Genomic DNA, 1162 nt, shown 5'->3' with positions numbered 1-1162 from the left:
AAGAACGGCGTGTCCTATCCGATCGTCGTGCAGACGCCGCAATTCTATGTCGACACGATCGGGGAGCTGAACAACGTCCCGGTCACCGCGCCGACGGGGATGGAGCTGCTCGGCGCCATCGCCGCCGTCTCGCGCACGCAGACCGCCGGGGTCGTGTCACACTATAATGTCCAACCGGTGGTCGACATCTATGCCGCCGTGCAGGACCGCGACCTCGGCGCCGTGACCGCCGATGTCCAGGACGTGCTGGACGAGACCAGGGGCCAGGCGCCGAAAGGCTCGCTCGTGGTGTTGCGCGGTCAGGCGCACACGATGCGGGCCGCCTATAACCAGCTGTTCAGCGGCCTCGCTTTCGCGATCGTGCTGATCTATCTGCTGATTGTCGTCAACTTCCAGTCCTGGATCGACCCCTTCGTCATCATCACCGCCCTGCCGGCGGCGCTCGCCGGGATCGTCTGGATGCTGTTCATCACCCGGACCACCCTGTCGGTCCCGGCCCTCACCGGTGCCATCATGTGCATGGGCGTGGCCACCGCCAACAGCATCCTGGTGGTCAGCTTCGCCCGCGAACAGCTCACCGAACGCGGCGACGCGGTGGCGGCGGCGTTGCAGGCCGGTTTCACCCGCTTCCGTCCGGTGCTGATGACGGCGCTTGCCATGATCATCGGCATGGGCCCGATGGCGCTGAGCACCGATCAGAACGCCCCGCTCGGACGGGCCGTGATCGGGGGCCTGATCTGCGCGACCATCGCCACGCTGTTCTTTGTTCCCACCGTGTTCTCGATCGTCCACCGCCGCGTGGGGCAGGTCCAAAGCGGTGTCGGCCGGCATACAACGCCGATCGGCGCGTGACGCATGTCAGACAGGCATACAGGGGCTCGCATAGGCTTGATATCGCTAAAGATTAATCTAGTGGCACGTGACCGTGCGACCGACCTAGTTTCCGGCCGCCGCAGCGCAGCATGGCTGGGCGGCGTATCCGGGCGCGGCCGCGGGCCAAGCGGCGCGCCCGGCGACCCATTACCAGACGGGGGCTGACGCGTGGTCGCACTGGTCCGGATCGCTCTTCAGCGACCCTATACGTTCATCGTGCTTGCCCTCGTCATCGTCATCTTCGGCACGCTCGCGGCCATCCGCACGCCCACCGACATCTTCCCCAATA

Annotated in this window: 1 protein-coding gene; it reads left to right on the top strand. The window is 65.9% G+C overall.

Features of this window, described 5'->3' with window-relative positions:
• Nucleotides 1-852: efflux RND transporter permease subunit (locus B8460_RS20080; RefSeq protein WP_048863401.1), on the top strand; the 852-nt coding region annotated here is incomplete at its 5' end.
• Nucleotides 853-1162: the final 310 nt, after the last annotated feature.

It is taken from the genome of Acidisphaera rubrifaciens HS-AP3 (genome assembly GCF_000964365.1).
Lineage (GTDB): Bacteria > Pseudomonadota > Alphaproteobacteria > Acetobacterales > Acetobacteraceae > Acidisphaera > Acidisphaera rubrifaciens.
This window is presented reverse-complemented; position numbering and strand designations above follow the sequence as displayed.